Origin of the sequence: Pseudomonas sp. KBN12P06040, assembly GCF_037574965.1 — a bacterium.
In the GTDB taxonomy this organism is placed as follows: Bacteria; Pseudomonadota; Gammaproteobacteria; order Pseudomonadales; family Pseudomonadaceae; genus Pseudomonas; species Pseudomonas aeruginosa.
This window is the reverse complement of the sequence record NZ_JBBELS010000001.1, coordinates 4,543,006-4,568,092: the sequence shown is the minus strand read 5'-3', so window position 1 is coordinate 4,568,092 and position 25,087 is coordinate 4,543,006. Positions and strand designations below refer to the sequence as shown.

General features: G+C 63.3%; 28 protein-coding genes and 1 pseudogene. 14 read left to right on the top strand and 15 right to left on the bottom strand.

What is annotated here, in order from left to right; genetic code table 11:
- The first annotated feature begins 136 nt into the window (after window positions 1-136).
- The 4 genes from cysM to mazG all read left to right on the top strand — a co-directional run bounded on the left by cysM (window position 137) and on the right by mazG (window position 5,660).
- Complete coding sequence (cysM, locus tag VQ067_RS21485; RefSeq protein ID WP_003102419.1) at window positions 137-1,036, top strand: cysteine synthase B; 900 nt, start codon at window positions 137-139, stop codon at window positions 1,034-1,036.
- Between the two features lie 8 nt (window positions 1,037-1,044).
- Window positions 1,045-2,397 carry a 23S rRNA (uracil(1939)-C(5))-methyltransferase RlmD gene (gene rlmD, locus VQ067_RS21480; protein ID WP_003102417.1) on the top strand — a complete coding sequence of 451 codons (1,353 nt, stop codon included), beginning with the start codon at window positions 1,045-1,047 and terminating at the stop codon, window positions 2,395-2,397.
- 84 nt (window positions 2,398-2,481) lie between these two features.
- Window positions 2,482-4,725, top strand: a complete 2,244-nt coding sequence (gene relA, locus VQ067_RS21475; protein ID WP_003086042.1) for a GTP diphosphokinase — start codon at window positions 2,482-2,484, stop codon at window positions 4,723-4,725.
- A 104-nt stretch (window positions 4,726-4,829) separates the two neighbouring features.
- Window positions 4,830-5,660 carry a nucleoside triphosphate pyrophosphohydrolase gene (gene mazG / locus VQ067_RS21470; protein WP_009876021.1) on the top strand — a complete coding sequence of 277 codons (831 nt, stop codon included), beginning with the start codon at window positions 4,830-4,832 and terminating at the stop codon, window positions 5,658-5,660.
- Window positions 5,661-5,703: 43 nt separating this feature from the next.
- Here the strand turns inward: mazG and lpxO2 are convergent, their stop codons facing one another.
- Window positions 5,704-6,642 carry a lipid A hydroxylase LpxO2 gene (gene lpxO2 / locus VQ067_RS21465; protein ID WP_003086047.1) on the bottom strand — a complete coding sequence of 313 codons (939 nt, stop codon included), beginning with the start codon at window positions 6,640-6,642 and terminating at the stop codon, window positions 5,704-5,706.
- 232 nt (window positions 6,643-6,874) lie between these two features.
- Between lpxO2 and VQ067_RS21460 the strand changes: the two genes are divergently transcribed.
- Entirely contained in the window at window positions 6,875-7,414 is a 540-nt protein-coding gene (locus tag VQ067_RS21460; protein ID WP_004364066.1) for a DUF2058 domain-containing protein, read from the top strand.
- Window positions 7,415-7,601: 187 nt separating this feature from the next.
- Complete coding sequence (locus tag VQ067_RS21455; RefSeq protein WP_004364065.1) at window positions 7,602-8,930, top strand: Wzz/FepE/Etk N-terminal domain-containing protein; 1,329 nt, start codon at window positions 7,602-7,604, stop codon at window positions 8,928-8,930.
- 40 nt (window positions 8,931-8,970) lie between these two features.
- On the opposite strand, the gene VQ067_RS21450 is transcribed toward VQ067_RS21455, so the two are convergent.
- From VQ067_RS21450 to VQ067_RS21435, 4 genes are all read right to left on the bottom strand, one after another.
- On the bottom strand, window positions 8,971-9,162 hold the full coding sequence (locus VQ067_RS21450; protein WP_003454532.1) for a hypothetical protein: 192 nt from the start codon (window positions 9,160-9,162) through the stop codon (window positions 8,971-8,973).
- A 93-nt stretch (window positions 9,163-9,255) separates the two neighbouring features.
- Entirely contained in the window at window positions 9,256-9,582 is a 327-nt protein-coding gene (locus VQ067_RS21445; RefSeq protein ID WP_003086055.1) for a Rho-binding antiterminator, read from the bottom strand.
- 5 nt (window positions 9,583-9,587) lie between these two features.
- On the bottom strand, window positions 9,588-9,842 hold the full coding sequence (locus VQ067_RS21440; RefSeq protein WP_033991241.1) for a DUF2024 family protein: 255 nt from the start codon (window positions 9,840-9,842) through the stop codon (window positions 9,588-9,590).
- A gap of 11 nt (window positions 9,843-9,853) precedes the next feature.
- The gene (locus VQ067_RS21435; protein WP_003086058.1) at window positions 9,854-10,087 is read right to left on the bottom strand and encodes a glutaredoxin family protein; all 234 of its coding nucleotides are present in this window, start codon (window positions 10,085-10,087) and stop codon (window positions 9,854-9,856) included.
- A gap of 115 nt (window positions 10,088-10,202) precedes the next feature.
- On the opposite strand from VQ067_RS21435, the gene VQ067_RS21430 reads away from it, so the two are divergent.
- Entirely contained in the window at window positions 10,203-10,763 is a 561-nt protein-coding gene (locus VQ067_RS21430) for a MarR family winged helix-turn-helix transcriptional regulator (protein WP_023099884.1), read from the top strand.
- Between the two features lie 53 nt (window positions 10,764-10,816).
- Here VQ067_RS21430 and VQ067_RS21425 read toward each other — a convergent pair whose 3' ends face one another.
- The 3 genes from VQ067_RS21425 to purM are packed head-to-tail and all read right to left on the bottom strand — an operon-like array spanning window position 10,817 to window position 13,255.
- The gene (locus VQ067_RS21425; protein WP_003102406.1) at window positions 10,817-11,533 is read right to left on the bottom strand and encodes a DUF3108 domain-containing protein; all 717 of its coding nucleotides are present in this window, start codon (window positions 11,531-11,533) and stop codon (window positions 10,817-10,819) included.
- Window positions 11,526-12,194 (bottom strand): phosphoribosylglycinamide formyltransferase, encoded by a 669-nt coding sequence (gene purN, locus VQ067_RS21420; protein ID WP_003086063.1) that lies wholly within the window; start codon window positions 12,192-12,194, stop codon window positions 11,526-11,528. The genes VQ067_RS21425 and purN overlap by 8 nt, the downstream gene beginning before the upstream one ends.
- Entirely contained in the window at window positions 12,194-13,255 is a 1,062-nt protein-coding gene (gene purM / locus VQ067_RS21415) for a phosphoribosylformylglycinamidine cyclo-ligase (protein WP_003109942.1), read from the bottom strand. Before purM ends, purN begins: the two co-directional genes overlap by 1 nt.
- A gap of 213 nt (window positions 13,256-13,468) precedes the next feature.
- Here purM and VQ067_RS21410 point away from each other — a divergent pair, with 213 nt between their 5' ends.
- A complete protein-coding gene (locus tag VQ067_RS21410; protein WP_033991240.1) occupies window positions 13,469-14,506 on the top strand; it encodes a DUF2066 domain-containing protein in 1,038 nt (345 codons plus the stop codon).
- Between the two features lie 201 nt (window positions 14,507-14,707).
- The gene (gene hda, locus VQ067_RS21405) at window positions 14,708-15,412 is read left to right on the top strand and encodes a DnaA regulatory inactivator Hda (RefSeq protein ID WP_003102398.1); all 705 of its coding nucleotides are present in this window, start codon (window positions 14,708-14,710) and stop codon (window positions 15,410-15,412) included.
- Between the two features lie 198 nt (window positions 15,413-15,610).
- Here hda and VQ067_RS21400 read toward each other — a convergent pair whose 3' ends face one another.
- The 3 genes from VQ067_RS21400 to arsC are packed head-to-tail and all read right to left on the bottom strand — an operon-like array spanning window position 15,611 to window position 16,978.
- Window positions 15,611-16,030, bottom strand: a complete 420-nt coding sequence (locus VQ067_RS21400; RefSeq protein WP_003086072.1) for a DUF2069 domain-containing protein — start codon at window positions 16,028-16,030, stop codon at window positions 15,611-15,613.
- A 1-nt stretch (window position 16,031) separates the two neighbouring features.
- The gene (gene wrbA, locus VQ067_RS21395; protein WP_003102394.1) at window positions 16,032-16,628 is read right to left on the bottom strand and encodes an NAD(P)H:quinone oxidoreductase; all 597 of its coding nucleotides are present in this window, start codon (window positions 16,626-16,628) and stop codon (window positions 16,032-16,034) included.
- On the bottom strand, window positions 16,625-16,978 hold the full coding sequence (gene arsC, locus VQ067_RS21390) for an arsenate reductase (glutaredoxin) (RefSeq protein WP_003109944.1): 354 nt from the start codon (window positions 16,976-16,978) through the stop codon (window positions 16,625-16,627). The genes wrbA and arsC overlap by 4 nt, the downstream gene beginning before the upstream one ends.
- 124 nt (window positions 16,979-17,102) lie before the next feature.
- Between arsC and VQ067_RS21385 the strand changes: the two genes are divergently transcribed.
- Together VQ067_RS21385 and VQ067_RS21380 are read left to right on the top strand one after the other, a co-directional pair.
- A complete protein-coding gene (locus tag VQ067_RS21385; RefSeq protein WP_003117099.1) occupies window positions 17,103-18,338 on the top strand; it encodes a YihY family inner membrane protein in 1,236 nt (411 codons plus the stop codon).
- 158 nt (window positions 18,339-18,496) lie between these two features.
- Window positions 18,497-18,682 (top strand): hypothetical protein, encoded by a 186-nt coding sequence (locus VQ067_RS21380; protein WP_003112577.1) that lies wholly within the window; start codon window positions 18,497-18,499, stop codon window positions 18,680-18,682.
- 10 nt (window positions 18,683-18,692) lie between these two features.
- On the opposite strand, the gene VQ067_RS21375 is transcribed toward VQ067_RS21380, so the two are convergent.
- Complete coding sequence (locus VQ067_RS21375) at window positions 18,693-19,076, bottom strand: hypothetical protein (RefSeq protein WP_003102388.1); 384 nt, start codon at window positions 19,074-19,076, stop codon at window positions 18,693-18,695.
- Window positions 19,077-19,420: 344 nt separating this feature from the next.
- Between VQ067_RS21375 and VQ067_RS21370 the strand changes: the two genes are divergently transcribed.
- Both VQ067_RS21370 and VQ067_RS21365 read left to right on the top strand, forming a co-directional pair.
- Window positions 19,421-19,885 carry a TlpA disulfide reductase family protein gene (locus tag VQ067_RS21370; protein WP_003102387.1) on the top strand — a complete coding sequence of 155 codons (465 nt, stop codon included), beginning with the start codon at window positions 19,421-19,423 and terminating at the stop codon, window positions 19,883-19,885.
- Window positions 19,885-20,160 (top strand): acylphosphatase, encoded by a 276-nt coding sequence (locus tag VQ067_RS21365; RefSeq protein WP_003140780.1) that lies wholly within the window; start codon window positions 19,885-19,887, stop codon window positions 20,158-20,160. Before VQ067_RS21370 ends, VQ067_RS21365 begins: the two co-directional genes overlap by 1 nt.
- 16 nt (window positions 20,161-20,176) lie before the next feature.
- On the opposite strand, the gene VQ067_RS21360 is transcribed toward VQ067_RS21365, so the two are convergent.
- Window positions 20,177-21,133 carry a hypothetical protein gene (locus tag VQ067_RS21360; protein WP_003086088.1) on the bottom strand — a complete coding sequence of 319 codons (957 nt, stop codon included), beginning with the start codon at window positions 21,131-21,133 and terminating at the stop codon, window positions 20,177-20,179.
- Between the two features lie 8 nt (window positions 21,134-21,141).
- Window positions 21,142-22,857, bottom strand: coding sequence for a proline--tRNA ligase (locus tag VQ067_RS21355; RefSeq protein ID WP_003134223.1), 1,716 nt, complete (start codon window positions 22,855-22,857; stop codon window positions 21,142-21,144).
- 107 nt (window positions 22,858-22,964) lie between these two features.
- Here VQ067_RS21355 and VQ067_RS21350 point away from each other — a divergent pair, with 107 nt between their 5' ends.
- Window positions 22,965-23,372: a PaaI family thioesterase gene (locus tag VQ067_RS21350; RefSeq protein WP_003086091.1), complete on the top strand. Its 408-nt coding sequence runs from the start codon at window positions 22,965-22,967 to the stop codon at window positions 23,370-23,372.
- Window positions 23,373-23,435: 63 nt separating this feature from the next.
- Here VQ067_RS21350 and VQ067_RS21345 read toward each other — a convergent pair.
- Window positions 23,436-24,759, bottom strand: a pseudogene (locus VQ067_RS21345) (OprD family porin).
- Window positions 24,760-25,087 lie beyond the last annotated feature (328 nt).

Here is a 25,087-nt window from a genome sequence, read left to right as displayed (position 1 = left end):
CATCGCATCGCATGCCGTTTCGGGCGGTCTTTCGGCTGAATCGGCATGCATGACCGGATATTGCGGTGCTAGGGTCCGGCCCCAGTTTCCCGGTATCATGCTCAGCCTTTACCGTCAGTGCCGAACGAGTGCCTCCATGACCGTGCAGTACCCGACTATCGCCGACTGCGTTGGCAATACCCCTCTGGTGCGTCTGCAGCGCCTTCCCGGGGAAACCTCCAATACCCTGCTGGTGAAGCTCGAAGGCAACAACCCCGCGGGATCGGTGAAGGACCGCCCGGCCCTGTCGATGATCACCCGTGCCGAACTGCGCGGCGACATCCGCCCCGGCGATACGCTGATCGAGGCTACTTCCGGCAACACCGGCATCGCCCTGGCCATGGCGGCGGCGATCAAGGGTTACAAGATGATCCTGATCATGCCGGACAACTCCACGGCTGAACGCAAGGCGGCGATGACCGCCTATGGCGCCGAGCTTATTCTGGTCAGCAAGGAAGAGGGCATGGAGGGCGCGCGCGATCTGGCCGACAAGCTGCAGCGCGAAGGCCGCGGCAAGGTTCTCGACCAGTTCGCCAATGGCGACAACCCGGAAGCCCATTACCACAGCACCGGCCCGGAAATCTGGCAGCAGACCGGCGGCAGCATCACCCATTTCGTCAGCTCCATGGGCACCACCGGGACCATCATGGGCGTATCGCGCTACCTCAAGGAGCAGAACCCGGCGGTGCAGATCGTCGGCCTGCAACCCATGGAGGGCTCGGCCATCCCGGGAATCCGACGCTGGCCGCAGGAATACCTGCCGAAGATCTATGACGCCAGTCGCGTCGACCGGGTCGTCGACATGCACCAGGACGAAGCTGAGGACATCATGCGCCGGCTGGCCCGCGAGGAAGGCATCTTCTGCGGCGTGTCCTCCGGCGGGGCGGTGGCGGCGATGCTGCGCCTGTCCCGCGAACTGGAGAATGCCGTGCTGGTGGCGATCATCTGCGACCGCGGCGACCGCTACCTGTCTTCCGGCGTCTATGACCCGCGCTGAGCATGTCCATGGCCAGAAATAAGGGCGGGCTGCGCTTCCAGCCCAGCGGTGGTGCGCGCGGTCCCGCGATACCGGTAGGCAAGAAGCAGCGCCTGACCATCGAGCGCCTGGCCCATGACGGCCGAGGTATCGCCCACGAGGCGGGGATGACCTGGTTCGTCAGCGGCGGGCTGCCTGGCGAGGAACTTGAGGCACGGGTGCTGGGCGCGCGAAGCAAGGTGGTCGACGCGCGCAGCGAGCGCCTGTTCAGCAGTAGCGACCTGCGTCGCCGCGAGCCCTGCACTGTAGCGGGTCGCTGCGGCGGCTGCACCCTGCAGCACCTGGAACACGGCGAGCAGTTGGCCCTGAAGCAGCGTACCTTGCAGGAGCAGTTGCAGCGTTTCGCCGGGATCGAGCCGGAAGAATGGGCCGCCCCCCTGGTCGGGCCCGAATTCGGCTATCGGCGCCGCGCTCGGATCGCCGTGCGCTGGGATGCCAGGGCGCGGCGTCTGGATGTCGGCTTCCGTGCCTCGGCCAGCCAGGAGATCGTCGCCTTCGATGAGTGCCTGGTCCTGGTGCCGCCTTTGCAAACGATTGCCCGTGCCCTGCCTGCTCTTCTGCAGGACTTCCGCAAGCCGGAAAGCATCGGCCACGTGGAACTCTTCCATGGCACGGCCAGTGCATTGCTGTTGCGGCATACGACGGCCCTGGTCGACGAGGATCGCCAGCGCCTGGCCGCTTTCTGCTCCGCACACCAGGCCCAGCTCTGGCTGCAAGGTGCGGAACAGCCCTTGCCGGTGGAGCCGGCCGCCGAACTGGGCTACTCCTTGGGTGACTGGCAACTGACTCTGGCGTACCGACCCGGAGACTTCGTCCAGGTCAATGCGCCGGTGAACGAGTCGATGATCCGCCAGGCCCTTGACTGGCTGGCGCCGACCGCCGACGAGCGGGTCCTCGACCTGTTCTGCGGGCTGGGCAATTTCTCCCTGCCGCTGGCGCGCCGGGTGGCGCGGGTAGTCGGGGTGGAGGGCGTGGCGGCGATGGTCGAGCGGGCAGGCGCCAACGCGCTGGCCAATGGCCTTGGCAACGCGCACTTTTTCCAGGCCGACCTGTCCAAAGCGCTTGCCGAAGCGCCCTGGGCGGAGCAAGGTTTTACCGCTGTGCTGCTCGATCCGCCGCGCGACGGCGCGTTCGAGGCGGTACGCGAAATGAGTTCTCTGGGTGCCCGGAGGGTAGTCTATGTATCCTGCAATCCGGCGACCCTGGCGCGCGATGCTGGCGAAATGGCCAGGCAGGGCTATCGTCTGAAGCGCGCCGGAATCCTCGATATGTTTCCGCAGACCGCACATGTCGAGGCCATGGCTTTGTTCGAGGCAGGCTAGGATGCCTGCGTAATCCGACCAGCCCGTTCGAAGGCTGGCGCAGTCATCGGTGGGCTACGCGCACCGTGGTAAAGGGTAGGCAAGATGGTACAGGTGAGAGCGCACCAGCCGGTCAACACCGACGGCAGTATCAACCTCGAGGCCTGGCTGGACCACGTCCAGAACCTCGTCCCCGGGCTCGATCGTCAGGGCTTGCTGGAGGCTTGCGAGTTCGCTCGCGAATCCGAGCAGCGAGCGATCGCCGCACAGAACTCCTGGGCAGAAGGCACGTCCAGCTTCCAGACCGGACTGGAAATCGCCGAGATCCTCGCGGACCTCAAGCTGGATCAGGAGTCCCTGGTCGCCGCGGTCATCTATCGAGGCGTGCGGGAAGGCAAGATCACCCTGGAAGCGGTCAACAAGCATTTCGGGCCGGTGGTGGCCAAGCTGATCGAGGGCGTGCTGCGCATGGCCGCGATCAGCGCCAGCCTCAATCCGCGCCATTCCATGGTGCTGGGTACCCAGGCGCAGGTGGAGAACCTGCGCAAGATGCTGGTGGCGATGGTCGACGACGTTCGCGTCGCCCTGATCAAGCTGGCCGAGCGCACCTGCGCCATTCGCGCGGTGAAGAACGCCGACGAGGAAAAGCGCCACCGCGTCGCCCGGGAAGTCTTCGATATCTACGCGCCGCTGGCCCACCGCCTGGGCATCGGACATATCAAATGGGAGCTGGAGGACCTGTCCTTCCGCTACCTCGAGCCCGACCAGTACAAGCAGATCGCCAAGCTGCTGCACGAGCGCCGGCTGGATCGCGAGCAGTACATCGCCAACGTGATGAGCCAGTTGAAGGAAGCTCTCGCGGCCACCGGCGTACAGGCCGATCTCAGCGGGCGGGCGAAACACATCTATTCGATCTGGCGCAAGATGCAGCGCAAGGGCCTGGACTTCAGCCAGATCTACGACGTTCGCGCCGTGCGCGTGCTCGTTCCGGAGATGCGCGACTGCTACACCGCGCTGGGCATCGTGCATACCCTCTGGCGGCACATTCCCAAGGAATTCGACGACTACATCGCCAACCCCAAGGAAAACGGCTATCGCTCGCTGCATACCGCAGTGATCGGCCCCGAGGGGAAGGTGCTGGAAGTACAGATCCGTACCCACTCCATGCACGAAGAGGCGGAGCTCGGGGTCTGCGCGCACTGGCGCTACAAGGGGACCGACGTCAAGGCCAGTTCCAACCATTACGAGGAAAAGATCTCCTGGCTGCGCCAGGTGCTCGAATGGCACGAGGAACTGGGCGACATCGGTGGCCTGGCGGAGCAACTGCGGGTCGATATCGAGCCGGACAGGGTCTACGTCTTCACTCCCGACGGCCACGCCATCGACCTGCCCAAGGGCGCGACCCCGCTGGATTTCGCCTATCGGGTCCACACTGAGGTCGGGCACAACTGCCGCGGGGCGAAGATCAATGGACGCATCGTGCCGCTGAACTACAGCCTGCAGACCGGCGAGCAGGTCGAGATCATCACCGGCAAGCACAGCGGTCCGAGCCGTGACTGGCTGAACAGCAACCTGGGCTACGTCACCACCTCCCGGGCGCGGGCGAAGATCGTCCACTGGTTCAAGCTGCAGGCGCGGGACCAGAACGTCGCTGCCGGCAAGGCCCTGATCGAACGCGAGCTGTCGCGCCTGGCGCTGCCGCCGGTGGATTTCGACCGGCTGGCGGAGAAGGCCAACGTGCGTACCGCCGAGGATATGTTCGCCGCTCTCGGCGCCGGCGACCTGCGCTTGGCGCACCTGGTCAACTATGCCCAGCAACTGGTCGAGCCGGACCGCGACAGCGAGCAACTCGAACTGATCCCGCGCAAGCCGAGCAAGATCGGCCACGGCAAGCGCGGCGACGTGCAGATCCAGGGCGTCGGCAACCTCCTGACGCAGATGGCCGGCTGCTGCCAGCCGCTGCCGGGAGATCCCATCGTCGGCTACATCACGCTGGGCCGTGGGGTCACCATCCACCGCCAGGATTGCGCCACCGCGCTGCAACTGGCGGGACGCGAACCGGAGCGGATGATCCAGGTCAGCTGGGGGCCGGAGCCGGTTCGCACCTATCCGGTGGATATCGCGATCCGTGCCTATGATCGTTCCGGCCTGTTGCGCGACGTGTCCCAGGTGCTGCTCAATGAGCGGATCAACGTTCTGGCGGTGAATACCCGTTCGAACAAGGAAGACAACACCGCGACCATGCAACTGACCATCGAGATTCCCGGTCTGGACGCTCTTGGACGCCTGCTGGCGCGCGTTTCGCAACTGCCCAACATCATCGAGGCGCGGCGCAACCGTACGCCTTGAGGCGAGGCGGAAACAGGCCACGGGCGCTCGCAGGCTGCCCGTGGCCTTTTCGTTTCCGGAAAGGGCAGAATGCCCGGACCGTTCACTGAAGACCCGAGATACCCATGTACCGACTCGACGACCTGCTCCACCTCATGGCGCGCCTGCGCGATCCCGAATTCGGCTGCCCCTGGGATCTCAAGCAGAGCTACGCGACCATCGTCCCGCACACCCTGGAAGAAGCCTACGAAGTAGCGGACGCCATAGAGCAGGGGGATTTCCCGCAATTGCGCGAGGAACTGGGCGACCTGCTGTTCCAGGTGGTTTATTACAGCCAGTTGGCTCGCGAAGAGGATCGCTTCGCTTTCGACGAGGTGGTGGACGGCATCACCCGCAAGCTGATCCGTCGACATCCCCACGTATTCCTCGATGGCGATCTCTATGGCAAGCCCGATGCGGCGAAGCTCGCCGAAGCGGCGGTCAAGCAGCGCTGGGAAGAACTGAAGGCCGAGGAGCGTGCCGCCAAGGCCAAGGAGCCGCAGCAGTTGTCGCTGCTGGATGACGTTCCTGTCGCCCTGCCGGCGTTGTCACGGGCGGCGAAGCTGCAGAAGCGCGCGGCGCAGGTCGGTTTCGACTGGCCGGAAGCGCTGCCTGTGGTGGACAAGGTTCGCGAGGAGCTGGACGAAGTCCTCGAGGCGATGGCAGAGGGTGACGAGGGTGCCGTGGGCGAGGAGGTTGGCGACCTGCTGTTCGTCGTGGTCAACCTGGCCCGGCATCTCAAGGTCGATCCGGAGGCTGCTCTGCGCCAGGCCAACGGCAAGTTCGAGCGGCGCTTCCGATTCATCGAGCGGAACCTGCGCGAAGCCGGCCGGAAAGCCGAAGAATGTTCGCTGGAGGAACTGGACAGCCTCTGGGGCGAGGCCAAGAAAGCGGAGAGGAGCGCGCCTGGCTGTTGATGGGGAAAATTACCGTGGCAGCCGGGCTGCCACGGCATCTGAATCAGCCGAAGATCCAACGATAGAGGATGACCAGCAGGATCACCGCCAGCACCGGGCGGAGGATTCGGTAGGCCTTCGGGTAGGCGCGTTTGAAGCGCTTCACCTGGGCGCCGATGGCATTGCCGCCGCGAATGGCGACCGAGTAGGCCTGGTTGATGCTGCCGACGCGTTCGCCTTCGACGTTCTGCGGTGCGGTCGCACGCCCGAGAATGCCGCTGATCCAGCGATTGAGCCGGGTCAGCAGGCGGGAACGGAGCGGCCGCTCGATATCGCAGAAGAGAATCACCCGGGTCTGCTCGGTCTCGTTCTTCACCCAGTGGACGAAGGTTTCGTCGAACATCACGTCTTCGCCATCACGCCACGCGTAGGGCTGGCCGTCGACGTAGATGCGGCAGTTGTCCGAATTCGGCGTGGACAGGCCGAGGTGATAGCGCAGCGAGCCGCCGAAGGGGTCGCGGTGCGGATTCAGGTGGCTGCCGCCGGGAAGCAGGGTGAACATCGCGCCCTTGACGTTGGGGATGCGGCTCACCAGCTCTACGGTCTTCGGGCAGAGCTGCTGGGCGGAGGGCAGCGGGCCGTCGTACCAGGTCAGGTAGAAGCGCTTCCAGCCTTTCTTGAAGAACGAGCCGAAGCCGGCTTCGTTGTTGTTCAGGGCAGCCCGGATATAACCCTCGTCGAACAGGTTGAGGGCTTCTTCGCGGATGGTTTGCCAATTGTTCTTCAGTTCGTCCAGCTCCGGAAAACGGCTGCGATCCAGATAGGGCTTCGAGGGGACGCTGGAGAACAGGTACATCAGCGAGTTGTAGGGGGCGAACCAGGCGGAGTGGTTGACCAGTTGACGCAGGAAGGGCAAGCGCGCGCGCCCACGGAAATGGACGAACAGGACGCTGGCGACGAACAGGCCCACCAGAGTGACTTTTACCAGGAGAGAAACGCTCATGCCTTGCTTTCCATGCCTTCGATATCAGGGGCCGGGAGGAGTGCCTGCGGGTGCTCGGGACGGTAGGGAGGGGTCTCCAGGGCATGCGTGGCAGTTTGCGAGCCGCCGAGACTTGCGTTGAGGCGGCTGAGGCTGGAGGATTATACCCCCTGCGAGGGCCGGCTGAACCCCAGTCGGCTGGAAGATTATGCCGCACCCCACCGGGCGTGCCACGCGAGCGAGTCGTTGACGAATGAGCATGTCATTGCGTGACCAGTTGCTGAAAGCCGGGCTGGTCAATGAGAAACAGGCCAAGCAGGCCACCAAGCAGAAACAGAAACAGCAGCGCCTGGAGCACAAGAACCAGGTCGACAAGGACGACTCCCAGCGCCAGGCGGCGGAGCAGGCCAAGGCGGAAAAGCTGGCGCGCGACCAGGAATTGAACCGCCAGCAGCAGGAAAAAGCCGAGAAGAAGGCCAAGGCCGCGCAGATCAAGCAACTTATCGAAGGGACGCGCCTGCCCAAGCTGGAAAGCGACGACTACTACAATTTCGTCGACGCCAAGAAGGTCAAGCGGATCGCGGTCAACGACCTGATCCGCGACAAGCTGAGCCGAGGCAGCCTGGCTATCGTCAGCTATGACGGACGCTACGAGATCGTGCCCCGGGATGCGGCGGTGAAGATCCAGGAGCGCGATCCGCGGCGGGTGGTGCTGCTCAACATACAGAGCCAGGAGCCGGACGAAGACGATCCCTACAAGGACTATGTGGTGCCCGACGATCTCATGTGGTGAGGTCCGCATCCGGAGTGTCGCTTGACCGGTACGGATGCCGGTCAACTACCAATTCTGGAATGCGAAGCAGTTCTAAAATAACTACCGATGATTTCGTTTCGATAGCATAATGCCTTTCCTCAGAAATCTCCTACGGCTGCCTTTGCGTGCATCTGTGGGCTAGCCGCCTATCGAAAAGGACGTTGGTATGCCTTCCTCACAGCTTCCGGGGGCTTCGCCCTCGGAGATCGATATCGTTCAGCTGTTCCAGCAATTGTGGGCGTCGAAGTGGCTGATAGCGCTGATCGCGGCCTTGGCGACCGCCGCTGCGCTCGCCTATGCGCTGTTGGTCGTTCCGACCTACCAGGTGGATGTCCTGTTGCGGCCGATCCAGACCAAGGCCCTGGAGGCTGTCAACATCGAAGGTCTTTACGCCATGACTCCGCGGGAAGCGTTGGAGCGCGTCGGCAACGAGCTGGCAGCCTACTCCGGCAGGCTGGAGTATTTCGAAGCACATCCAGAGCTATTCCAGCAATTGAACACCGAGGGCCTGTCCCCCGAGCAGGCTTTCTGGAAGTTCAACCAGGATGCCTTCAGCATGCAGCAGACGGACTTGAAGAAGGCCCCCCAGGCGGCGCCTTTCTTCCGCTTGTCCATGCAGTATCCCCAGGGCATGGATGGTGCCGCCATTCTCAACGGCATGCTCGCGTCGACCATCGAGAACGAGCGCCAGCGAATCCTGGACGACCTCCAGGCACGTATCGACGGTCGCCTGCAATTCCTCGAGCAGGATATCGAAGGCAAGCGTGCCAGTTACCAGGCTAGCAAGGAAGGCAAGATCGCCCGGTTGCTGGAAGCGGACAGCATCCGGCGGGCTGGCTTGGAGGATGAACTCAGGGCGTTGCGCGGGCGGCTGAAGATGGTGCGCGGCTCTCGTATCCAGCAGCTCAACGAAGCCATCCAGATCGCCACGCGGCTGGGGATCGTCAAGCCGACGACCCCGGGCGCACTGGGAGAGGTCGGGCAGGATGGCTCGCGCAGCGTTTTCCGCACCGAGGTGAATAACCAGCAGATTCCCCTGTATTTCATGGGCGTCGATGCCTTGACCGCCGAGCGCGATACCTTGCTCAAACGCAAGGGCGATGACTTCACCGAGCCCCGCGTAGCGACGATCCAGCAAGAGCTGAAACAGTTGGAGAACAACCGTGAAGTGCAATACCTGCAGGCTCGAAAGGGCGAGGAGCGTTTCTTCGAAAACATCGACAAGCTGCGTGGAGAGCAGGCGCGTCTACAGACCTTGAGGGCAAGTGACCTTAAGATCGAACTGGTACGGGTCGACCAGAAAGCTGCAACGCCTCTGAGACCGATCAAGCCACGCAAGGCTCTGGTGGTGGCCTTGGGCCTCCTGGGTGGGCTGGCGCTCGGCGTGCTGGTGGCTCTGGTTCGGGCGATGTTGCGTGCCCCACGGCAACGGGTACAGGAAGATAGCCTGCCGCCGGGAGTCGTCAGTCTCGACCGGAGCCTTTCCGGGACCTGAGACCAAAGGTGCGCCCCCGAAGTACGCGGGGGCGCATGGTTCAGGCCGATTTACCTATCTGCCGCAGTTCTTCTTCTTTCTCCAGTTTGATCCGATAGGCGTGGGCGTCATCCTCGTTATGGAAGACGCCAACCAGCAGTCCCTGCTGATGCACGTCCCAGCAGCGGCGGCCAAGCGCACGCAGCTCGCGGGATTTGTGGTCATCGTCACGCTCGGTCACTGTCACACTCATCTTTTCTGCTCCAGGGTTGATCTGCATCAAGGCAAATCCAGCCTATTTCAATAGCAGGCTAATCAAATAGTCCTGGAATTGAGAAAAACCTTTTCAGTTTCCAAGGTGTGAAGGTGGCATGCCGGATGCTCTGGAACAGGCCTCTTCCCTCAGGCGTATGCGGCCGAACAAGGCCGCTTCCGTGAGGGCGGTAATCGCCAACAGGCGATCCAGGCGCAGCAGCAGAGTCGCTCCTTCGACGGCCACCTCAAGGTATTCCTCCTTGCCGCCGCCTGGCCGAACGGCCCGGGTATGCGTCGTGCGCGCCTCGGCTTCGAAGCGAACACCATCCTCGAGTTCGAGGAGCAACCGGTAGCGGTATAGGCAGGCGATCTCCAGGTAGTCATGGAGATCGCAGGCGATCGGGTGGTAGCTGTCCATTGGCCTCAACAGCCTTCCAGGGGAAGGATGTAATGGCCATGGAGCCGAATGGCTTCGGCAACCTCTGCTGTCGCAATCTCGCTATGGCAGTAGCTGCAATGCCCCTGGCTGATATCGGCCTGGTCTATGCCTCTTCCGGCGAGCCAGCGTCGAGCGAACTCGCCGGCGCGAGCCCCCAGCTCCTCCGTGACTAGGACATCGAAGTGCAGGTAGCGGCCGTCGCGGGTTCGCACATGGGTGTCGAAGATCTTCACCTCCATGGCCGTTCTCCTTATTTCAGATCGCTGAGCGCCGCACCGAAGTTAAGGTGCAGTACCTGTCCGTCGACAACCAGGGCAGGAACCGACTTGACCCCGGCCTTTTCCGCCTCGGCGATGCGTGCCGATTGTTCGGCGAGATGGACCACTTCGATGTCCACCTGCTTGCGATCGAGCAATGGCAGCAAGGAACGTTCGGCTTCGACACAGATTGCGCAGCCGGCGTGGTAGTAGATGGCTTTGGTCATGCTGATTCTCCTGTAGGAATTTAGTATCGATACGATACGTTTTCAGCCTAAACAAGGGGCGACCTCTTTGTCAAACATGTTTTTAGTCGATACTATATTGGCAAGGAGGTATCCCATGTCCGCCATCGCCCTTTACGATTATCTGGAAAGGCTGACCAGCCTGATGCGTGCCTGGTCCCGCGAGCAGCCGCTGGTGGCTGAGCTGCAGCCGGTGCAGTTGAGCGCCTTGCATTACCTGGCGCGTTGTAATCGCTATTCGGATACTCCGCTGGGCGTGACCGAATACCTCGGCTTGACCAAGGGCACAGTGTCGCAATCGCTCAAGGTGCTGGAAGGGAGGGGGCTGATCAGCAAGCTGCCGGATGCGCGGGATCGGCGCAGCGTTCATCTGCGGCTGACCGATGCGGGGCGCGCGCTGATCGAGGCGGTGATTCCGCCGCAGTTCCTCGAGCAGGCCGTCACGGCACTGGGCGAGAAGGGTGAACACTTGCAAGGCTTGTTGCGTGATCTTCTGGTCGTCATCCAGCGTCAGGAGGATGTGCCTGGTTTCGGCCTTTGTCGGTCCTGCCGGTTCCATCAACGGCGTGCGGGCTCGCCCTTCTGCGGTCTAACCGGGGAGCCGTTGAGCGCTGCCGATGCCGAACTGATCTGCCGCGAGCACCAGGCCTGCGGCTGATCCGCGGGCAATAAAAAACCGGGCAATGGCCCGGCTTTTCGTGGGAGGGGGGATCAGCTCTTTTCGCCAGTGACGGTCTTGCCGTCGATGGTGCCTTCCTTGAGCATGATCTGGTATTCCTTGCCGTCGGTTTCCATCTGGTACAGGCGGACCAGCAGGTAGTCCCAGTCCTTGGCGAACCAGAGGATGGTCTTGCGGTTGCTCTTGCCCGGATCACGCACGCGCTCGACCTTGATCGCGTTGATCAGGCCGGCCTGGGTGCGTACCTTTTCCTCGCCGAGAACCCGGAAGTCGTAGGTATCGACATCCTCGCCCTCGATGATCTGGTAGCTCATGCTCTTCTTGCCGTCGGCAACGTCATGCTGCAGGACCAGTTGATAGGTGGACTTGTCCAGTTGACCGCGATTCAGGGGTTGCCGCACCGCATCGCCGCGGTCGCTGCCGAGCACCTGCTTCTGCGACCAGTCGAAGTCCAGTTCGATCTGCTTGCCTTTGCCCAGACCTTGGCGGGCGAAGCGGTAGGTCTGTGGCAGGAAGGTGTCGTTCTCGACCTTGAAGGTGCTGACTTCGTTGAGACTGGCCAGCAGCATGGAGGCCTCGAAGTCCAGTTGCCAGCGGCCGTCGGCGAGAGCCTTCAGGCTGCGCGAGGCATTGCCGCTGATGGGCATCTGTTTCCAGTCGGCGGTATAGCTGGCGGTGAACGGCTTCAGCTCGAAGGCATAGGCCGGCAGGGTCAGCAGCGTCAGCAGGAACAGCATGGCTTTACGCATTGCGAATCTCCTTGGTGCGAATCTGATGGCCGGTGGCAGGCAGGGCCTGGCCATCCAGCAGGGCGCCCTGTTCGCCCAGGCGCAAGCGGCCCTCGGCGAACCAGCGCATGGCCAGCGGGTAGATCCGGTGTTCTTCCTCGTGAACCCGTCTGGCCAGGCGTTCCGGCGTATCTTGCGACTCTACCGGGATTACTGCCTGTACGACCAGTGGCCCCCCATCGAGTTCCTCCGTCACGAAGTGCACGCTGCAACCGTGCTCGCGGTCGCCGGCTTCGAGGGCGCGTTGATGGGTATGCAGCCCTTTGTGGCGCGGCAGCAACGAGGGATGGATATTCAGCAGTCGCCCCTGGTAATGGCGAACGAAATCGGCGCTGAGGATGCGCATGAACCCGGCAAGGATCACCAGGTGCGGTTCATGGGCATCGATCCGTTGTGCCAGGGCCTGGTCGAAGCTTTCGCGATCGGCATAGGCCTTGTGATCGAGCACCTCGGTCTGGATGCCGGCCTGGCGCGCGCGTTCCAGGCCATAGGCGTCCGCGCGGTTGGAGATCACCGCGCGGATCCGGGCCGGCGTGGCGCCCTCCCGGAGGCTGTCGATCAGCGCCTGCAGGTTGCTGCCGGAGCCGGAAATCAGCACCACGACATTGCAGAGTTTCGGCATCAGTGGTTTTTCAGATTGTTCAGGACCACGCGCTCGGCGTCCGCGCCGCAGGTTTCGATGCGACCGATCTGCCAGGGTTGCTCGCCGGCGGCACGCAGGACTTCCAGGGCTTTCTCGGCGTCGCTCTGGGCCACGCAGATGACCATGCCGACGCCGCAGTTGAGTACGCGATGCATCTCGGTCTCGTCGACGTTGCCCTGTTCCTGCAGCCAGTCGAATACCGCCGGACGGTTCCAGCTGGCGACATCGATCACGGCCTGGGCGTTGTCCGGCAGGACGCGCGGGATGTTGTCCAGCAGGCCGCCGCCGGTAATGTGAGCCATGGCCTTGACCGCGCCGGTCTGCTTGATCAGTTGGAGCAGCGGCTTGACGTAGATGCGGGTCGGCGCCATCAGCAGGTCGGCCAGCGGCTTGCCGTCGAGTTGGACCTGCTCGATGTCGGCGCCGGAAACCTCGATGATCTTGCGGATCAGGGAGTAGCCGTTGGAGTGCGGGCCGGAGGAGGGCAGGGCGATAAGCGCGTCGCCGGCCTGGACCCTGGAGCCGTCGATGATCTCGGCCTTTTCCACGACGCCGACGCAGAAGCCGGCCAGGTCATAGTCTTCGCCTTCGTACATGCCGGGCATTTCGGCGGTCTCGCCGCCGACCAGGGAACAGCCCGCCAGTTCGCAACCGGCACCGATGCCGGTGACTACGGTGGCGGCGACGTCGACGTTGAGCTTGCCGGTGGCGTAGTAGTCGAGAAAGAACAGCGGCTCGGCGCCGCAGACCACCAGGTCGTTGACGCACATCGCCACTAGGTCCTGGCCGATGCTGTCGTGCTTGTTCAGGTTGAGCGCCAGGCGCAGCTTGGTGCCCACCCCGTCGGTGCCGGATACCAGCACCGGCTGCTTGTAGCCGGCCGGGATTTCGCAGAGGGCGCCGAAGCCGCCGAGGCCGCCCATCACTTCCGGGCGTGCGGTGCGCTTGGCCACGCCTTTGATGCGTTCCACCAGGGCTTCGCCGGCGTCGATGTCCACACCAGCGTCCTTGTAGCTCAACGAGGGTTGCTTGCTGCTCATAAATCCAGGCCTATAGGGGTAATTCGGAGATCGGCCGGCCGCCCAGGCGTGCAACGCTGTTTGCCGGTTTTGAAGGCGCGCGATTTTATCAGGCTTGCCACGCAGCGGCCATCTCGGTTGCCGCTGGACGGACTGCTGTTTAAGGTATAGGTCCACTTGCGCGGCCTTCACAGCTCGTCGCCGCCGTTCCCATCCGTTCGTCGAGAGCCCTCCATGCGCATAGCCCGACTCTTCGTTCTCTGTTTTTCCCTGCTAGGCTTGCCCGTCTTCGCGGCAACGGTCCCCAATCTCTACCAGGTCCACGAGCCGGTTTCGTCGCAGCAGCCCGGAGAGCGCGATGCCGGACTGGTGCGAGCCCTGCAGACCCTGCTGGTGCGCCTGACCGGCAATCCGCAGGCGCCGCAGAACCCGGCATTGGCGGGGTACCTGAAGGATCCGCAGCAACTGATCAGCCAGTACGCCTTCGAAAATGGTCCGCCGCTGGCGCTGGTGGTCGATTTCGATCCGACCGCCACCGGTAATGCGCTGCGGGCCGCCGGCCTGCCGAGTTGGGGCGCCAACCGCCCGGCGGTGCTGGCCTGGTGGCTGAACGAAAGCGCCGATGGCAGCTCCCTGGTCGGTGACAACCAGGCCTCGGCCGAACCGCTCAAGCGTGCGGCGCAGAACCGCGGCTTGCCGTTGCGCCTGCCTCTGGCGGATCTCGACGAACAGATCGTCGGTACCCCGGAGAACCTCAACGCCGCCCAACCCGATGCCCTGCGCGCAGCCTCCGAGCGTTATGCCGCCGATGCCTTGCTGGCAGTGGACGCCAAGGAGGCGGACGGCAAATGGCAGGCGCAATGGCGGCTGTGGATGGGCGATTCGCGAGAGCAAGGCCAGGCTGAAGGCGCTACGCCCGACGCGTTGGCAGAGAGCGTGATGCTGGCCGTCGGCAACCGCCTGTCCACTCGTTTCGTTGCCACGCCGGGAGCGGCGACCGGCCTGACCCTCCAGGTCCAGGGCGCGACACTGGCACGCTATGCCGAGTTGCAACGCCTGCTCGATCCGTTCGGCGCGCGTCTGGTAGGCGTGTGGGGCGACCGCCTCGACTATTCCGTGAAGGCCAGTCCCGAGCAATTGCGTGCCCAGCTGGGCCTGGCGCAGTTGCAGGAAGTCCCGGCCGACAGCGTACCGCTGGATGCCTCCGGCCAGCCCGCAGCGCCCAGCGCGGCGGTGCCGTCGTCGACCCAACTGAATTTCCGCTGGCAGTGAGTCGGCGCGCCGATCCGCTCCTATGCAACGGAGCGGGCCGGCGCGCGACCGGCCGATGCTCTGGGCAAGGAGCCTCGGCTATCGGCAAACCTTTGATTTTGCTTGCCTAGTTGCTCATTGTGCGGCCTTGCCGAGGCGTATAAACTTTGCAGCCTTTACGGTGACTCCTGCGGCGTTTTCGGATTGTCCGCCCAGCCTGGCATGAAACCTATTCAGCTTCCCCTCAGTGTGCGTCTGCGCGACGACGCCACCTTCGCCAACTACTATCCCGGTGCCAATGCCGCGGCACTGGGATATGTCGAGCGTTTGTGCGAAGCCGAGGCTGGCTGGGCGGAAAGCCTCATCTACCTCTGGGGACACGACGGCGTCGGCCGCAGCCACCTGTTGCAGGCGGCCTGCTTGCGTTTCGAGCAGTTCGAAGAGCGAACCATCTACCTGCCGATGGCAGATCTGGTGCAGTACGGCCCGGAAATCTTCGACGATCTCGAGCAGTGCGAGCTGGTCTGCATCGACGACCTGGATGTGCTGGTTGGCAAGCGAGAGTGGGAAGAGGGGCTGTTCCACCTGTTCAATCGACTGCGCGATACCGGTCGGCGCCTGCTGCTGGCGGCATCGAAGTCGCCCCGGGAGCTGCAGGTCAAGCTGCCGGACCTGAAGTCCCGCCTCACCATGGCGCTGATCTTCCAGTTGCACGGTCTTTCCGACGAAGACAAGCTTCGTGCCCTGCAACTGCGGGCATCCCGTCGTGGCTTGCATCTGACCGATGAAGTCGGTCGTTTCATCCTCAACCGCGGTTCGCGCAGCATGAACTCTCTGTTCGATCTGCTGGAGCAACTGGATCGCGCTTCGCTCCAGGCTCAGCGCAAGCTGACCATTCCTTTCCTCAAGGAAACCCTCGGCTGGTAGGCGTCGACAGTCCGTCGACGAACTCCCGCATGGCCGTGCCGCAGTCCTTGGGTTTCGCTTGCGGCAGGAAGTGACCGCCTTCTATCCGTCTCTCCATCCATGCGCCGGCAATACCGGAGCGCTGGCTGTCTGCAGGCTTACCGGCTGTCGGCACTGGAAAGCGGCGCAGGCAGGGCAGGAGGGGCTCCTGCCTTACCATCAGCGTTCCCCGGCGACCCTTCGGTCGTACTGGAATCGCCAGCGCGTATAGAGCAGCGCGGCGCAGAACAAGGTCACGCTGAGTAGCACTTCGGCCCAGCCGAACAGGCGCTGCGTGGGATCGAAGGCGGCGAGTACGCCGAGGATGAAATACAGGTTGACCACGTAGCAGGCCCAGGCATGCCCGCGCGCGCTGCCCATGAGCAGTCCGGGGGCCACCACCAGCAGCGGCAGCAGCTTGAAGGCGAGGACCAGCCAGGGCACCCAGCTCGCCGCACCATGGGCGTCCGCGTAGATCAGGTCGCGAATGAGGATGAGCAGGACCAGGCCGACGAAGCTTCCCAGGCTGATGGCGCGGCTGAGCGCCAGGCGCGGCTGCAGCCACGCTACTTCGGGCAGCGGTTTGTTCTTGCGGGCCATTTCAACTCCCCAGCTTGCCGGCGGTTTCCGCCAGGCGTTTGCCCAGCGCGCGACACAGGGTCAGTTCGTGCTCATCGAGGCTGCGCTTGCCATCGGCGCCGGCGAAGTGGCTGGCGCCGTAAGGCGTGCCGCCGCCGCGGGTTTCCAGCAGGGCGGGTTCGCTGTAGGGAATGCCCAGGACCAGCATGCCGTGGTGCAGCAATGGCAACAGCATCGATAACTGAGTGGTCTCCTGGCCGCCGTGCAGGCTGGCGGTGGAGGTGAAGACCGCTGCCGGCTTGCCGACCAGGCCGCCGGTCAGCCACAGGCTACTGGTACCGTCGAGGAAGTATTTCAGCGGGGAAGCCATGTTGCCGAAGCGGGTCGGGCTGCCGAGGGCCAGGCCTGCGCAGTTCTTCAGGTCCTCCAGGGTTGCGTACAGCGCCCCCTCCGCGGGGATGTCCGGGGCGACCGCTTCGCATTCGGTGGATACCGCGGGAACCGTGCGTACGCGCGCCTCGAAGCCGCCCTGTTCGACGCCACGGGCGATCTGCCGGGCCATTTCCGCGGTAGCGCCATGGCGACTGTAGTACAGCACCAGGATGTAGGGACTGCTCAAGCGAGGATCTCCAGGACTCTTTCCGGAGGCCGGCCAACCACCGCCTTGTCACCCGCGACCAGCACCGGGCGCTCGATCAGCTTCGGATGCTTGGCCATTGCCTCGATGATGGCCTCTTCGCCAAGACTGGGCTCATCCAGGCCGAGGGCCTTGTATTCGTCCTCCCCGGTCCGCAGCAACTGGCGGGCGGGAATGCCGAGCTTGGCCAGGATCGCTTTCAGCTCGGCGGCGCTCGGCGGGGTTTCCAGATAGCGCACCACCTGCGGTTGTAGGCCGCGGGCTTCGAGCAGTTCGAGCGCTGCGCGGGATTTCGAGCAGCGCGGATTGTGCAACAGGATCAGTTCGCTCATGTCAGGGGTCGCATGGCCGGTGAAGTGACGGCTATTCTAACCGCCTCGTCGACCAGGACTGAACCCGTCGGCGCGAAGTACCGCCCCGAGAGGCGAAGAACCGGCGCGACTTCAAGGAGAGGGCATGCGCGAACATTTCAACGATGGGGTCGAGTTCGCTCGCTTCCTCGCTCATCGCTTCGTCACCGACAAGGCTCCCAACAGCGCCGCGGCGCTGACCTACACCACGTTGTTCGCGGTAGTGCCGATGATGACGGTGATGTTTTCCATGCTTTCGCTGATTCCGGCATTCCATGGCATGGGCGAGTCGATCCAGACTTTCATCTTTCGCAATTTCGTGCCTTCCGCTGGAGAAGCGGTGGAAACCTACCTGAAGAGTTTCACCACCCAGGCCCGGCACCTGACCTGGGTCGGGGTGGTCTTTCTGGCAGTCACCGCCTTCACCATGCTGGTGACCATCGAGAAAGCCTTCAACGAGATCTGGCGGGTTCGCCAGCCACGCCGGGGTGTCGGGCGGTTCCTCCTCTACTGGGCGATCCTCAGCCTGGGCCCATTGTTGCTGGGGGCCGGCTTCGCCGTGACCACCTACATCACTTCGCTGTCGCTGCTCCATGGCCCGGACGCGTTGCCGGGCGCGGAGACGCTGCTAGGGCTGATGCCGCTGGCGTTCAGCGTGGCGGCCTTCACCCTGCTCTATTCGGCGGTCCCGAACGCCCGGGTCCCGGTGCGCCATGCCCTGATGGGCGGCGTGTTCACCGCGGTACTGTTTGAAGCCGCGAAAACCCTGTTCGGGCTGTACGTAAGCCTGTTTCCCGGCTACCAGTTGATCTACGGTGCCTTCGCCACCGTGCCTATCTTCCTGCTGTGGATCTATCTTTCCTGGATGATCGTTCTGTTCGGCGCGGTGCTGGTCTGCAATCTCTCTTCTTCCCGTCTCTGGCGGCGGCGCTCGCTGCCCAAGCTGATCGTTCTGCTCGGCGTGCTGAGGGTGTTCCACCAGCGCCAGCAGCTTGGACAGTCGCTACGCCTGACCCACTTGCATCGTGCGGGTTGGCTGTTGCCCGAGGATGAGTGGGAGGAACTGCTGGACTTTCTCGAGAAGGAACAGTTCGTCTGCCGCGCCGGCGGCGGCGAGTGGGTGCTGTGCCGGGATCTTGGCGCCTACAGTCTGCATCGCTTGCTGAATCGCTGCCCCTGGCCCATGCCTAGCCGAGAGCGCATGCCTGCGAATCTGGACGAGGCGTGGTATCCGCCGTTCCAGCAGGCGATGGAACGCTTGCAGGTGGAGCAGGAGGCGCTGTTCGGAGAAAGCCTGGCCCACTGGCTGGCGGACGGAACCTCGGGAGCGAAGGTGACGTAAAGTGTCAGTTTGCGGCGAACGATGTGCATGAGGCGCTGCATTCTGCCGGAGGAATCCCAGCAAGCGCAGGGAAAGCGCTGTTGGCACGCTTCTGGCAAACCCTCGTGTGACAGTCGTTTCACTCCGTAGTTCCGCCGAGGTTCCCGTTCATGCTCCCAATGTCGAACAAGGTCGTCCATTTGCATCACAAGGATGAGCAGGCAGCGCTTGAGCGTTTGAACCGGATTACCGGGCTGCAGTTCAGCAGTTGGCCGGAGTCGTTGGTGCCGGCGCGTAGCGTCAGCGAACCGTCGCCTGAGAAAGCGCGGGACGAACCCCTGCTCGATCAGGTGCGCCAGGGCTGAGCGATCCGGCTCAAGCTTCGGACAGCTGCTGGGTCCTGTTTTCCTGCTCCACCGCTTGTACGAAGAACTCCTCCACGACCAGTCGGGAAAAGGCCGTCGCCGACTTCAGGCGTACCTGCATGTTCTCCACTTTCTGCCGTACGGGCAGGCGGGCAATGCCGGAAAGCAGGATGCGTTGCTGGCGGTCGATTCGTCCGTGATCCACCGCCACTTCGCGCTGGCGCCCGCCATCCAGATAGCTGACCACCAGTGACACCAGCAGGTCGCAGGCATCCGGAAGATGTAGCCAGGCGGCAATGTTGTAGTCCGCGACCAGGCCCTCGTGGGCTGTCAGGGTCGGGCGTGCGGCATCCACCAGGTGTGCGGGGACGCTTCCGATCAGATGGTCTTTCATAAGCAGCAGTGTGTCCGTTTAAAAGGGCTTCGGACTCGTCGCTCTCGACTTCTCCCCAAGTCGATCCTGCCGATGCCTGGGCATACGGCCGGTTGAGTCGTCGCGTCGTGTGTGGCACGCGGATTATAGGGGTGGTCCTTTGCGTCAAACTGTGCGGTTCGACGGCGATTGTCGTGACTCTTCTCGCACTTTGTGCCTTGTAGGAAGTATCGGGGCTTCTTCTTCCCATATTCGTCTCCACTCGGTTTTGCAGAGGTGGATGGCTTCCAGTAAGGTCTCGCCATAGTGCCGCGCCGGGTTGCCCTGGTCCGGCCGATGTTTTCCTGACTCGAGAGGTTCCTGACATGGGGAGTTGGCTACGCCCGCTGGGCGCTGCTGCGGTGTTGTTTCTCGCGGGCTGTTCGGCGGATTACGGAGTCGACCAGGACGGGCGTCCTGTCGCTGCGGAGCAGTTGGACGGGCATTGGCTGGTGGTCAATTACTGGGCTGACTGGTGCGCGCCCTGCCGGACCGAGATTCCGGAGATGAATCGCCTTGCGCAGGTGCTGGAAGGGCAGGGCGGGCGCGTCATTGGCGTGAATTTCGATGGCTTGCGCGATGCCGAGTTGAAGAAGTCGGCCGATGGCATGGGGATTCGCTTCACCGTGCTGGCCGATGATCCGGCGCCTCGCTTCAAGCTCCCTCGCAGCGAAGCGTTGCCTGTCACCTATATCGTCGATGCTCGGGGGGAAATGCGTCAGCGTCTGCTGGGCGAGCAGACGGCCGATGGCATATTGAAACAGCTCGAGGCTTTGCGGGAGGGACGCTGATGGCGAGGATCTGCTTGCATGCCTATGTCGGCGGCCGGGTACAGGGCGTCGGTTTCCGTCAGGCGACCCGGGAAGAGGCTGATCGCCTCGAACTCGACGGTTGGGTGCGAAACCTGGATGACGGGCGTGTCGAGGTCGTCTGGGAGGGCGAGGAGGACCGGGCGAAAGCCCTGGAGCGATGGCTGGGGCGGGGCCCGCGGCACGCGGAGGTCTCTGCGGTCGAGGTCGACCAAATGCCGCTGCAGGGGATCGCTGGCTTCGTCGTCCGTCGCTGACGAGGCGAGTTCGCCGTCAGGGCGTCTCGCCAGGGTCCGCGGCCAGGCGTCCGGCATCCCGGAGCAGGGCATGCATGAACTGCTGCTGCAGTTCGGGGTCGTTGCGCGTGAGCTCGATCAGGCTCTGTTCCAGTTCGCTGGCTTCTTCTTCCAGGCCCAGCTCCGCGAGGCGTTTCACCCGATGGACCCAGTGGTGGACGTCATCGCCTTCCAGGTCGTCATAGATCAGGGCGTGAGCTTCCAGGAGCTTGCCGCGCAGGCTGCGGCTGACGCGGAGGCTGGCATCGGCGCGGGTACCATCCTGCGGGTCGCTCACCGAAAGATGTATCTGCGAGATGCGGCTGATGTCCTGTTCGGCGAAGGGGCTGTCAAGCAGGTTGAGGCGCAGCACGCCATGACGGTCGGTAAGCAGTTCGTTGAGTTCCTTGCCGGAACTGACCATGACCGGACGCTCCGCCCAGGGCAGGCTGGAGTACTCCAGGCGCTTGTCGCGCTGTTTCTCGTCGATGCTCGCGAGATTCTGTTCGGCGCGACCGTTGGATTCCACGTTCATGAACGGATTCACCCCGGCCAGCCCATAGTTGATCCAGCCGTGGGTGATGTTGTCCGGTACGCTGCCGAAGGTCACCACGTTGACGATGTTCGCTCCGACGCCGGCCACCAGCGCCACCGCGCCCAACGGGATCTCGTAGATCTCCCGCCAAGCCTGGTACGGCGTATAGCGGTCGTAACGGCGCGTCACCTCGAACTCGGTGACCTCGAAGGACTTCTGGTCGTTGATCCGGACCCGGCGCTGCGGCAGTTCGAGCACATCGGGCTGGCCGACATCGACTTGCAGGGTGTGTTCGAGCAGCTTCCGCTCGACGCGCTCCTCATGCTCGCTACGCTGCGGCAACTGGTTGGCGCAGCCGCTCAGCAGAAGGCCGCCGCACAGGGCGGCGGCGAATAGGCGCAGGGGTCTTCCGGTGGGCATCGTTACGCTCAGCGGCTGAGTTTTTCGGTGATGAACGACATCAGTTCGCCGATCGGCAGGTTCTGCGACTCGCTGTCACGGCGGCCCTTGTATTCCAGGACGCCTTCGTTGAGGCCGCGGTCGCTGATCACGATGCGGTGGGGAATGCCGATCAGCTCCATGTCGGCGAACTTCACCCCGGGGCTGGTCTTCTTGTCGCGATCATCCAGCAGCACTTCGAAACCGGCTGCGGTCAGCTCGGCATAGAGCTTGTCGGTCGCCTGCTTGACGCTCTCGGTTTCGTACTTCAGCGGTACCAGGGCGATCTGGAACGGCGCCAGTGCGCTTGGCCAGAGAATGCCACGCTCGTCATGGTTCTGTTCGATGGCGGCGGCGACCACGCGGGATACGCCGATGCCGTAGCAGCCCATGATCAGGTTGACCGGCTTGCCCTGTTCGCTCAGGACGTTCAGCTTCATCGCTTCGCTGTACTTGGTGCCAAGCTGGAAGATATGACCGACCTCGATGCCGCGCTTGATCACCAGGGTGCCCTTGCCGTCCGGGCTGGGGTCGCCTTCGACGACATTGCGCAGGTCGGCGACCTCGGGCAGCGGCAGGTCGCGCTCCCAGTTCACGCCGAAGTAGTGCTTGTCCTCGATGTTGGCGCCAGCGGCGAAATCGCTCATCAGGGCGACGGAGCGGTCGACGATGCAGGCGATCGGCAGGTTGACCGGGCCCAGCGAGCCGGGGCCGGCGCCGATGGCGGCACGGATCTCGGCCTCCGAAGCGAATACCAGCGGGCTGGCGACCAGCGGCTGGTTGGCGGCCTTGATTTCGTTGAGCTCGTGATCGCCGCGGACGATCAGGGCGACCAGCGTGCCTTCTTCGGCGCCATGCACCACCAGGGTCTTGATGGTTTTCTCGATCGGTAGCTGGAAGCCGTCCACCAGGGCCGCGATGGTCTTGATGTTGGGCGTGTCGACCAGGCGCATGTCCTCGGTGGCGCTGCCGCGGGCGCTCTCGCGCGGCACGGCTTCGGCCTTCTCGATGTTCGCGGCGTAGTCGGAGCTGTCGCTGAAGACGATATCGTCCTCGCCGGAGTTGGCCAGCACGTGGAACTCATGGGAGTCGCTGCCGCCGATGGAGCCGTTGTCGGCTTGCACGGGACGGAAATCCAGGCCGAGGCGGGAGAAGATCTTGCTGTACGCCTGGTACATCCCGTCGTAGGTCTGCTGCAGCGAGTCCTGGCTCAGGTGGAAGGAATAGGCGTCCTTCATGATGAATTCGCGTCCGCGCATCAGGCCGAAGCGCGGGCGGATCTCATCGCGGAACTTGGTCTGGATCTGATAGAAGTTGATCGGCAGTTGCTTGTAGCTGTTCAGCTCGTTGCGCGCGAGGTCGGTGATCACTTCTTCGTGGGTCGGGCCTACGCAGAATTCGCGCTCGTGGCGGTCCTTCAGGCGCAGCAGCTCAGGGCCGTATTGCTCCCAGCGCCCCGACTCCTGCCACAGCTCGGCCGGCTGCACCGCCGGCATCAGCACTTCCAGGGCGCCGGCAGCGTTCATTTCCTCGCGGACGATGGTCTCGACCTTGCGCAGTACCCGCAGGCCCATTGGCAGCCAGGTGTAGAGACCCGAGGCCAGGCGACGGATCATGCCGGCGCGAAGCAGCAGTTGATGGCTGATTACCACCGCGTCGGCGGGGGTTTCTTTGAGCGTGGAAAGCAGATACTGACTGGTACGCATCTTTGGCCGTTATGTCGGTTGTATCGGGAGGAATGGCTGGGCATTGTACGGTGCCGGTCTGGCTGCGTACAGGGCGCCGGCCATCGATGATGAGGAGTCAGCAGGCAATGAACGCGGCGCAGGTACAGGCGTTGATCCGCATGGGGCTGCCCATGGCCGAGGACATCGATTTTCGTGTCGAGCGTCTCGACGAACGACATGCGCTGGCGCGCATACCTTTTCACGGCAAGCTGGTGCGTCCCGGTGGAACGTTGTCCGGCCCGACCATCATGGCGCTGGCCGACGCGGCGATGTACGCGGTCATTCTCGGGCGTCTCGGGGCGGTCGAGATGGCCGTGACCTCGAACCTGAACATCAACTTCCTCAGCAAGCCCAGGCCCGAGGACCTGTTGGCCGAGGCGAGCATCCTCAAGCTGGGGCGGCGCCAGGTCGTCTGCGAGGTCGGAGTGTTTTCGCAGAGTAATGAGGAAGACCTGGTGGCCCATGTGACCGGTACCTACGCCCTTCCTTTATAGGCGCGTTGCCGCCGAGAAGAAAAAACCCGGCGATGCCGGGTTTTTTCGTTGCCTGTCGGTCGATTACAGGATCGACAGCGGATAGTCGACGATCAGGCGGAACTCGTTCTGGTCGCCTTCACCCTCGTCGGCATTGGCGCGGTGCCAGGCCTGGCGGATACGGAACGACAGGTCCTTGGCCGGGCCGGCCTGGACGACGTACTTGGCTTCCAGGTTGGTCTCGTGGTGCTTGCCGTCCTCGCCGTACAGGCCCGCGTAGGAGGAACTGGAGTCGACCTTGGTGCCGTCGATGTCCTTACCGTTGATGTAACGAACCATGAAGGTCAGGCCGGGAACGCCGTAGGAGGCCATGTTCAGGTCGTAGCGGGCCTGCCAGGATTTCTCGCCGGGGCCGTTGAAGTCGGAGTACTGCACGGAGTTGGCGAGGAAAATCGAGTCACCGCCGCCGCCGGAACCGTTCTCGCCGAAGCCGATGTAGTCGAACGGCTCGTCGCCATGCACCTGCTGGTAGGCCAGGGTGAAGGTGTGCGCGTCCAGGGTGTACGCGCCGGCCAGGGACCAGGCGGTGTTGCTGATGTCGCCGGCCTTGGCTTTGCCTTCATCGGTGGTGCGGTAGATGTTGAAGTCGAAGCCCAGCGACTGGTCGGATGCCAGCGGGATTGTGTAGTTGGTGTTCAGGTAATACTGGCGATAGATGTCTTTCAATTCGGCGCCATACAGGGAGGCGCTGAGATTGTCGGTGATCGCGTAGCGGCCGCCGGCGAAGTCCGCGCTCTTGGCGGTCTGGCCTGCATAGGTTGCGTAGAGTTCGCCGCGCGACTTGGTGGTGGTGCCCTGCTTGCCTTCGGTGAAGTGGCCCGCTTCGAGATCGAGCCCTTCGAATTCACTGCTCTGCAGTTGGAAGCCGGTCGCGGTCTGCGGGAACAGGCGGCTGCCGCCGGCGGCGAAGACCGGCGCGGTAGGTTGCATTTCGCCCCACTTCAGCATGGTCTTGGAAATGCGCACCTTCAGGGCGCCGCCAGCGCGGCTGTAGTCGTCGCGCGGCTTGCCGTCGTTCATCACCGGCAGGTTGCCGGTGCCGGTCTTGTCCGAGGTACCGTCGAGCTTCAGGCCCAGGTAGCCGAAGGCATCGACGCCGAAGCCCACGGTGCCTTGAGTGAAGCCGGATTCGTAGGTGGTGAGGAAGCCCTGGGTCCAATCGACGCGATCGCCCCGACCTTCCTTGCCGTCACGGTTGAAATAGTAGTTGCGGAGCAGCAGGTCGAGGCTGCTGTCTTCGATGAACCCCTGCTTCGGCCTGATCGCTGACGAATGCGTCGGCCACGGCGAACTGAGTGCTACCTGCGGAAACCGCCAGTGCAATGGCGCTCCACTTCATCACTTTCATTGTGATTGCTCCTTTGGTTTTGAAATTATCTCTGCCATCACAGTGCCGCAGTGACGGCTAGTTCTTCTTGTCGGCGCTAACTTATAGCACGCAGTGTTTCTTGGCGATAGTTGAGGTTTCGAAGCGACGGATTCTTTACGGCGTTGTCGCAAAATTGCATGACGTATGTCGCATCTGCGTAGGTGAGCAGTTGAAAAAATGACGTATGTCGCGGGCTTGGTCACTCTTGTTGAGGTCGCTTCTCAAGTCGCTTTTCCCGATTGGCGGGGTCTTGTAATAAAAATGTCATGTTCCGTGCGGCCCCTCTTACTGTGATGAAAGAGGTATA